Below are 7835 nucleotides of genomic sequence, written 5' to 3'. Positions count from 1 at the left end.
TTCGACTGGCACAGCATCCGCCCGGCGACCCTGAAGCGGATGCCGCTGGGCGAGACGATCGTCATGCTCGTCACCGTGGTCGTCACCGTGTGGACGCAGAACCTCGCCCTCGGCGTCGTCGCCGGGGTGCTGGCCGCGATGATCACGTTCGCCCGCCGCGTCGCGCACTTCACCACCGTCACGCGCACCGTGAGCTCCGACGGCGCCGTGGCCCCGCTACACCGTCGACGGCGAGCTCTTCTTCGCCTCCAGCAACGACCTGACCACGCAGTTCGAGTACGCCCACGACCCCCAGCGCGTCGTCATCGACATGACGCGCTCGCACGTGTGGGACGCCTCCACGGTCGCCGCCATCGACGCCATCGTCACCAAGTACGCCCAGCGCGGCACGGCAGTGGAGCTGGTCGGCATGAACGCGGCCACCACCGCCCTGCACGGCCGGCTCAGCGGCGGGGTCGACGCGGGGAGCTGAGCGCCAGCCGCGGGTCGGCGCTGTTCCAGGTGCGCGCGCTCTGCAGCGCCCAGTACAGGCCGAACAGGCCCAGCGCGATGACCTCGCCGACGAAGACGATCGGTGTGCGCATGGCGTCGTCGCCCATGATCGCCACGACCGCGATCACCACCGTGAGGTCGACCGCCAGCAGCACCCCGACGACCGCGTAGGTCATGCGCACGCCGCGCGGCGGCGGCTGCTCCGGCGCCCAGTCGCTGCGCCCTGCGTCGATGAGTGCGACGACTGCGAGCAGCGCGAAGAACCCCGTCGCGGCGACGACGTGGCCGAAGCCGAGGAACGACGCGCGCGCGAGCCCCCACCAGGCCCAGGTCGCGGTGAGCACGGCGACCGCGAGGACGATCGAGGGCCATGTCAGCGCCAGCGCCGCCCGGCCGGCGTCGGCGCGCGTGCCGATGACGACCGCGACGACCACCGCGAGCGCCCCCACCACCAGGTAGGTGGCCACCCCGGTTTCGACTGACGGGTGCGCGGATGCCGGAACGCACGGCGCCGCGCCGCATCCCGCGGCCAGCGTGGGCGTGGGCACGAACGCGACGAGCGGAGCCAGCAGCGCCGCGGCATCCAGCAGCGCCCGCTGCACGCCGCGCCCCGACAGGGCGAGGAGGCCCAGGGATGCCGCGATGAGCGCCCCCACGAGCACGTCGCGAGCCGGCGTGTAGTAGTACGCGCTGATCGATTCGAGCAGCCCGCCGCGGAAGCTCTCGAGGGTCACCGCCACGGCGATGGCGACCACCGTGCCCGCGACGCCCAGTCGCAGGTAGCGGTACGTGCGGCGGAGCGCCGTGTCGGCCGTGCCTCCGCCACCCGCGCCGTCGTCGACCATGTCGCGAGCGTAGCGCCTGCCCCGGCGTAGCACTCCGGCGGCGCCAGGGCAAGGGGAAGGTCGCCCGCTCCAGCCCCGGCCTACGGTCGAAGACACCCCGATCGAACAGGAGCGCTACACATGGCGACGACCAAGACGAGCAAGACGAGCAAGAGCGCCGAGACCGTTCAGAAAGCCAACCGGCGCAAGAGCGCCTCGGGCGGCAAGGGCGCGAAGCTCACCACCGAGGAGAACGCCGAGAAGGGCTTCACCGCCTCGCAGGACCTCAGCGACAACCTGCAGAAGGTTCTCGTCGACCTCATCGAGCTGTCGCTGCAGGGCAAGCAGGCCCACTGGAACGTGGTGGGCACGAACTTCCGCGACACCCACCTGCAGCTGGACGAGATCATCGAGGCTGCCCGCACGTTCGCCGACACCATCGCCGAGCGCATGCGCGCGCTGCACGCCCTGCCCGACGGGCGCAGCGACGTGGTGGCCGAGACCACGACCCTCGCGGAATTCCCGCAGGGCGAGATCGCCACCACCGAGGTGATCGACCTGATGACCGAACGTCTCGACGACGTCTGCGGCACGTGCCGCGAGGTGCACGACGACGTCGACGACGAGGACCCCACGAGCGCCGACCTGCTGCACGCGATCCTGGAGCGGCTCGAGCAGCTCTCGTGGATGGTGAGCGCGGAGAATCGCACACCGAAGCGCTGATCCTCTCGCGCAGGAGAGAACGAAAGCCCGCCCGGATGACCGGACGGGCTTTCGTCGTTGCAGGCGGACTCAGGGAGTCGGCATGCCGCCGTTGACGTTCAGCGTCTCGCCGATGACGTAGCTGGACTCCGCGGAGGCGAGGAAGACGTACGCCGGCGCGAGCTCGGCGGGCTGTCCCATGCGCCCGAGGGGCGTCTGCTCGCCGAACTCCTCGAGCTTCTCCGGCGGCTGGCCGTCGGTGGGCTGGAGCGGCGTCCAGATCGGTCCCGGGGCCACGGCGTTCACCCGGATGCCCTTGGGCGCGAGCTGCTCGGCCAGGCCCTTCGTGAAAGCGTTGATGGTGGCCTTCGTCGAGGCGTAGTCCACCAGGATGCCGGACGGCGAGTACGCCTGGATCGACGTGGTGTTGATGATCGTCGATCCCGGGGTCAGGTGCGGCAGCGCCGCCTTGGTGATCCAGAACATCGCGTACACGTTCGTCTTGAACGTGTGATCGAACTGCTCATCGGTCAGCGTCGTCAGGTCCTCGTTGTAGACCTGCTTGCCGGCGTTGTTGACAAGGATGTCCAGGCCCCCGAGCCCTTCGACCGTCTGGGCGACGAGGTCGCGGCAGTATGCCGGGTCCTTGAGGTCGCCCGGCAGCGTCAGCACGGTCGCGCCCGCGTCGCGCAGGATGCCCGCGATGCGCTCGGCGTCCTTCTCCTCCTCCGGCAGGTACGACAGGGCGACGTCGGCGCCCTCGCGCGCGAACGCGATCGCGGTGGCGGCGCCGATGCCGGAGTCGCCGCCGGTGATGAGCGCCTTGCGGCCGGTCAGGCGGCCGGAGCCGCGGTAGCTGTCCTCGCCGAGGTCGGCCTTGTCTGTGAGCTCGGCATCCAGGCCGGGCTCCGACATCTCCTGGTCCCCGGGCTCGATGTCGGCGTAGAGCTTTGCCGGGTCGGTGAACGTGTACTGGTCCCGTGACATGGTGTTCTCTCTCTCGTGATGGTCAACGGCCGCGGAGCTTGTGCTCCGGGACGATTTCTCGGATCGTGAGGGCCGCGCTGATGAACGCCAGGTGACTGAGGGCCTGCGGGGTGTTGCCCCACGCCGACCCGTCGTCCTCGTCGATCATCTCGGCGTAGATGCCGACGTCGTTCGCGGCGGCGACGAGGGCGTCCATCGCCTCCAGCGCCTCGTCGTGCCGGCCCACGCACGCCAGGGCGTGGGCTCGCCAGAACCCGCAGGCGACGAAGGTCTTCTCCTCCTGGTCCACTCCGCTGTAGCGGTACAGCAGGGCGCCGGCGCCCAGCTGCGCGGTGAGGGCGTCGATCGTGCGCGACATGCGCTCCCCGCGGTCGAACCCGCTCGGGGCGTGCAGCAGCACCGACGCGTCGAGGTCGTCGGAGCCGGCGTACCAGACGTAGGCGCCGCGCTCCTCAGACCAGCCGTGGGTGTCGATCCATTCGCGGATGCGGCGGCGCTCGGCGCGCCAGCGCTCGGCGCCTCCCGGGATGATGCCGGCGTCCGCCAGCCAGACGGCGTCCTCCAGCGCCTTCCAGCACCCCATCTTCGACGACGTGTAGTGCCGCAGCTCGGGAAGCTCCCACATGCCCGAGTCGGGGTTGCGCCACAGATCGCAGGTGCGGTCAGCCACGGCGGCCAGCAGCCGCGCCGTGTCGATGTCGAGGATGTTGCCCGCTTCGACGTAGGTGCGGCAGATCGCGATCAGGTCGCCGTAGACCCCCAGCTGCAGCTGATCGTGGGCGGGGTTGCCGGTGACGACGGGGCCGATGCCGCGCCAACCGGGAACGTCTGCGACGACGGGTGCAGGCACGAGCTCCCCGTCGAGCGTGTACATCACGTGCACGTCGGGGCCGTGGGCGCGGATCGTCCGCAGCATCCATGACAGGGCGGCGTGGGTCTCCTCACGCAGGCCGAAGCGCACCAGGGCGTTGGCGGTGTAGGCGAGGTCGCGCACCCAGGCGAACCGGTAATCCCAGTTCTTGCCGCCGCGGGGGCTCTCGGGCAGCGACGTGGTCGCGGCTGCGGCGATCGCGCCGGTGGGGCTGTAGATGAGCAGCTTCAGCGCGAGGGCGCTGCGCTGCACGTGCGCGGCCCACGGGCCTTCGTATGAGAACGCCTTCGACCAGTTGCGCCAGTTGCCGATCGTGCGGTCGATGCCGGCGTCGACGTTGCGCGGGTCGGGAAAGTGCAGTGGCTCGTCGTGGGTCGCCGCCAGGACGACGAGGTGGCGGGAGTCGGGCGACGTGGTGAAGGCGCCCGCCAGCACGGGGCCGTCCGGTCCGTCGGGGTCGGGCTCGGCGGGACCGTGCTCGAAGCCGACGATCGCGATCGCGGTCGTACCGCAGCGGAGGGTGGCACCGTGAGCCGTGGACTCGATCCAGGGCGAGGCGGTCTGCAGCGACGTGCCGGGGCGCACCGCCCACGCCATCTCCACCCGCCCGGACACCCCGTCGACGCGGCGCGCGAGCTCGGCCCACGGCAGCCGCCCGGCGATGCCAGACACCAGCGCGTCGGTCACCTTCACCACGCCGTCGGCGGTGGTGAATGTCGTCTCCAGCACGTTCGTGCGGGGAACGTACCGGCGGCGCATCGTGAAGTCCGCGACCGGGGCGAGGGCGAAGAACCCACCGGTGTCGTCGTCGAGGATGCGGGCGAACACGGCATCCGAGGTGAGCTCGGGCAGCGGCATCCAGTCGATGCTGCCGTCCGCTCCGACGAGCGCCACGGTGCGGCCATCGCCGATCGGTGCGTACGACTCGATCGGCTGACACGTCACGCTGGCTCCTCCCGGTGGGTGGGTCCAGTCTTCGTGAGGTCGCGCGGAGGTGCGGAAGGGTTGACAACACCGCCCCACCGTGAAATCGCGGGCGCGCGGGGCGCCGGCGATACCGAGGTCAGCGCAGGAACTGCGCGGGGTCGAACTCCTCGATCGGGATCACGCGGATGCGCGGCAGCGGGGCGTCGAACGCCTGCGCGTCGTACTCGAGGTCGAAGAACTCCAGGCCAGGGATCGCCGCGAATCCGTTGTTGCGGAACTCGGTGAAGCCCAGCACACCGAGCCGCCGGCCGTCGGCGAGCGCGGCGAGGTCGTCGACGAAGTCGCCGTCGTGGCTGACGAGCATGACGTCGTCATTGCGGTCCCGCAGCGCCTGGAGCGTGCGCTGGATGGCGATGTCGACGATCTTCGCGTCGGAGGGACCCGACAGCGGCACCGGCTCGTAGCCCAGCGCCTTGAGCGCCTGCACGAACGTCATCGGCAGGTTGGTCGTGGCGTTGAGGAAGAACAGGCCCCGCGTGGGCCGGCGCCAGGTGTGCTCCACGAACGAGAGGATGCGGTCCCAGCGCGGCCGCTCATCGGGCTGCGGCCGACGCCCCAGAATCGATCCACCGAGGGTCGCGTCGATGTTCTCGCCGTCGACCAGCACCCATGCGCCCTGCGCGTCGCCCACTGCGACCTCCCTGCGACGCCGCACAGGGCGTCGCCTTCGATCCTATGCGCGCGCCGGCGCAGCCCTCGCTCGGGGCGTCAGTTCAGGGCGCGGGTGGATGCCGGGATGACTCCGTCGCCGTACAGGCTCTTCGCCACATCCTGCAGCGCCGTCAGCGCCACCCGCTGGGTCATCGGCCCGTAGGAGATGCGGGCGACGCCGAGCGCCTCGTATTCGGCGGCCGACAGCGCGCCGGGAAGGCCGATCACGCTCACCTTGCGCTCACCGATCCCGTCGACGAGCTGCCGCGTGATGTCGGCGTCGAGGGGACCCGGGACGAAGACGACGTCGGCACCGGCGTCGAGGTAGGCCCGGCCGCGCTCGATCGCGTCGGCGATGGAATCCTGCACGGGCCGGTCGCCGGCTCGCACGAACGCGTCGGTGCGGGCGTTGAGGGAGAAGTGCACGCCCTCGGCCTGGCCGGCGGCGACGATCGCCTCGACGGCGGCGACGGAGTCTGCCAGCGGCTTCAGCCGGTCCTCGACGTTCGCGCCGACCACGCCCACGCCGATCGCGCGGCGGGTGGTCTCGCCCGGGTCGCCGAACCCGGCATCCAGGTCTGCCGAGACCGGCAGGTCCCCGGCGACCGCGACGATGCGGCCCACCATGTCGAGCATGAGGTCCAGCGGGATGTTCTCACCGTCGGCGTACCCGAAGGTCGCGGCGATGGAGTGCCCGGCGGTCGCGAGGGCGCGGGTCTCGGGCAGGTCGATGATCGCCTTCGCCGAGACGACATCCCACACGTTCACCACGCGGAGGATCTCCGGTGCGGCGTGCAGGTCGGACAGGGTCTGCGCGCGCTGCGCCTGGGTCGTCATCGCCCCACGGTAGCGGGCTCGAGCGCGCCCGGGCCAGGGTCGCGCGCCGCAGGCAGGGGCCGAGGCGTGCGCCCGGGCCGGCGCCGGCGCCGCGCGCCGCCGGCATCCCTCATCGCCGCGCCGATACCCTGGTCGCCATGCCCGCACCGCAGACCCGCCGCGCGCGGGCGCAGCGCCGCCGCGTGAAGCGCGTCGCGGCGTCGGGCAGTGACCTGACCGAACTCGAGTGGTTCGCCATCCTCGACGCGTGGGCGGCGTGCGCGTACTGCGGGGCCGATGGGGCGGCGCTGCAGCGGGACTGCGTGCTGCCGATCTCGCGGGGCGGTCGCTACACCCTGGACAACGTCGTGCCCGCGTGCCGGTCGTGCAACGCCAGCAAGTGCAACGAGGAGGTCACCACCTGGATGCGGCGCCGGCGCCTGGACGAGCCGGCTTTCCTGCTGCGGTGGCGCCAGATCGTGCTGGCCCTCGCCGCCGAGACCGCGCCCGCTCCCCCGCCCACCGCCTCCGCCTCACCCGTCGCGGATGACGGTTTCCCGCCGGTGGAAGGCGCTATCCGCGACAGGTGAGCAACCCCGGGCAGGGACAATGGAGGCATGACCCGCTCCGCCGTCACCGCCTTCGCCCTCGACGTCGTGCTCGTCACGCTCTTCGCCGCCATAGGCCGGGCGAGCCACGACTCCGCGCCCTTCGGACTCGGCCTGGTGACCACCGCGTGGCCGTTCCTGGCCGCGCTCGTGGTCGGCTGGGTGGTGACGCTCGCCTGGCGCCGACCGGCCGCGCCGGTGCGCACCGGCCTCGGCGTCTGGGCGATCACGGTCGCCGGTGGCATGGTGCTGCGCGCCGTGACCGGCCAGGGCACGGCGCTCCCCTTCATCATCGTGGCGACGCTCACGCTGCTGCTGCTCCTCGTGGGCTGGCGCGTGGTCGCGACCCTCATGCAGGCGCGGCGGCGCGCCCAGGACGGTCGGTCGTCCCACCCGGCCCCTTCCGCGCCCCACGCGGGACGTTCCTGACGACCCAAACCGGTACGCCCGCCGCCGCCGCGCCCTCACGCTCCCCGGCCCCCACGCTTCGGTGGACGCGAGGGCCCCGTTCCCAGGCGCTTGAACGGCCGTTCGCGACGACCGGGCGGGACCGGAATGGATGCCGCGTGGCATCGGTTGCACTCGATATGCAACGCTTCGGAACGCTCTCGTTCGGCCACTATGGACCCCTCGGCGGAGGGCGGGAGCTGACCGCCGGCGACTCGATATGCCAGGCCATCGACCTCGCGCAGGGCATGGACGACCTCGGGGTAAATGGCACGTACTTCCGCGTCCACCACTTCGCGCGCCAGCAGGCCTCGCCCATGCCACTGCTCTCGGCGATCGCCGCGACGACCAAGAACATCGAGGTCGGCACCGGCGTCATCGACATGCGGTACGAGAACCCGCTGCACCTCGCCGAAGAGGCCGCCGCGGTCGACCTGATCAGCGACGGCC

At 71.6% G+C, this 7835-nt stretch carries 9 protein-coding genes and 1 pseudogene; 5 read left to right on the top strand and 5 right to left on the bottom strand.

The annotated features are described in order from the left end of the window. Positions 1 to 472 (top strand): annotated as a pseudogene (locus NQ160_RS14470) (STAS domain-containing protein); the annotation flags it as partial. On the opposite strand, the gene NQ160_RS14465 reads toward NQ160_RS14470, so the two are convergent. Beyond that, positions 444 to 1337: a hypothetical protein gene (locus NQ160_RS14465; RefSeq protein WP_257515907.1), complete on the bottom strand. Its 894-nt coding sequence runs from the start codon at positions 1335 to 1337 to the stop codon at positions 444 to 446. The pseudogene NQ160_RS14470 and the gene NQ160_RS14465 overlap by 29 nt on opposite strands. A 120-nt stretch (positions 1338 to 1457) precedes the next feature. Here NQ160_RS14465 and NQ160_RS14460 point away from each other — a divergent pair, with 120 nt between their 5' ends. After that, complete coding sequence (locus tag NQ160_RS14460; protein ID WP_257515906.1) at positions 1458 to 2039, top strand: Dps family protein; 582 nt, start codon at positions 1458 to 1460, stop codon at positions 2037 to 2039. Positions 2040 to 2108: 69 nt separating this feature from the next. Here NQ160_RS14460 and NQ160_RS14455 read toward each other — a convergent pair whose 3' ends face one another. From NQ160_RS14455 to NQ160_RS14440, 4 genes are all read right to left on the bottom strand, one after another. After that, positions 2109 to 3005 (bottom strand): SDR family oxidoreductase, encoded by an 897-nt coding sequence (locus tag NQ160_RS14455; RefSeq protein WP_257515905.1) that lies wholly within the window; start codon positions 3003 to 3005, stop codon positions 2109 to 2111. 22 nt (positions 3006 to 3027) lie between these two features. Further along, a complete protein-coding gene (locus NQ160_RS14450) occupies positions 3028 to 4821 on the bottom strand; it encodes a glycoside hydrolase family 15 protein (protein ID WP_257515904.1) in 1794 nt (597 codons plus the stop codon). A 118-nt stretch (positions 4822 to 4939) separates the two neighbouring features. Next, positions 4940 to 5494: an NYN domain-containing protein gene (locus NQ160_RS14445; RefSeq protein WP_257515903.1), complete on the bottom strand. Its 555-nt coding sequence runs from the start codon at positions 5492 to 5494 to the stop codon at positions 4940 to 4942. Between the two features lie 77 nt (positions 5495 to 5571). Continuing rightward, positions 5572 to 6351: an isocitrate lyase/PEP mutase family protein gene (locus NQ160_RS14440; protein ID WP_257515902.1), complete on the bottom strand. Its 780-nt coding sequence runs from the start codon at positions 6349 to 6351 to the stop codon at positions 5572 to 5574. A gap of 137 nt (positions 6352 to 6488) precedes the next feature. Between NQ160_RS14440 and NQ160_RS14435 the strand changes: the two genes are divergently transcribed. The 3 genes from NQ160_RS14435 to NQ160_RS14425 all read left to right on the top strand — a co-directional run. Beyond that, on the top strand, positions 6489 to 6920 hold the full coding sequence (locus tag NQ160_RS14435) for an HNH endonuclease (RefSeq protein WP_257515901.1): 432 nt from the start codon (positions 6489 to 6491) through the stop codon (positions 6918 to 6920). Between the two features lie 27 nt (positions 6921 to 6947). Beyond that, positions 6948 to 7367 carry a DUF3054 domain-containing protein gene (locus NQ160_RS14430; protein ID WP_257515791.1) on the top strand — a complete coding sequence of 140 codons (420 nt, stop codon included), beginning with the start codon at positions 6948 to 6950 and terminating at the stop codon, positions 7365 to 7367. Between the two features lie 158 nt (positions 7368 to 7525). Beyond that, a partial coding sequence (locus NQ160_RS14425; protein WP_257515908.1) for an LLM class flavin-dependent oxidoreductase occupies positions 7526 to 7835 on the top strand: 310 nt, incomplete at its 3' end.

It is taken from the genome of Microbacterium sp. zg.Y909 (assembly GCF_024626565.1).
The sequence above is the reverse complement of the archived record's forward strand: the minus strand, read 5'-3'. Positions and strand labels throughout refer to the sequence as shown.

Excerpts from the sequence above, each read along its gene's own strand:
- NQ160_RS14440 (WP_257515902.1), bottom strand. The coding sequence starts at position 6,351 with ATGACGACCCAGGCGCAGCGCGCGCAGACCCTGTCCGACCTGCACGCC.
- NQ160_RS14460 (WP_257515906.1), top strand. The coding sequence starts at position 1,458 with ATGGCGACGACCAAGACGAGCAAGACGAGCAAGAGCGCCGAGACCGTT.
- NQ160_RS14435 (WP_257515901.1), top strand. The coding sequence starts at position 6,489 with ATGCCCGCACCGCAGACCCGCCGCGCGCGGGCGCAGCGCCGCCGCGTG.
- NQ160_RS14455 (WP_257515905.1), bottom strand. The coding sequence starts at position 3,005 with ATGTCACGGGACCAGTACACGTTCACCGACCCGGCAAAGCTCTACGCC.
- NQ160_RS14430 (WP_257515791.1), top strand. The coding sequence starts at position 6,948 with ATGACCCGCTCCGCCGTCACCGCCTTCGCCCTCGACGTCGTGCTCGTC.
- NQ160_RS14465 (WP_257515907.1), bottom strand. The coding sequence starts at position 1,337 with ATGGTCGACGACGGCGCGGGTGGCGGAGGCACGGCCGACACGGCGCTC.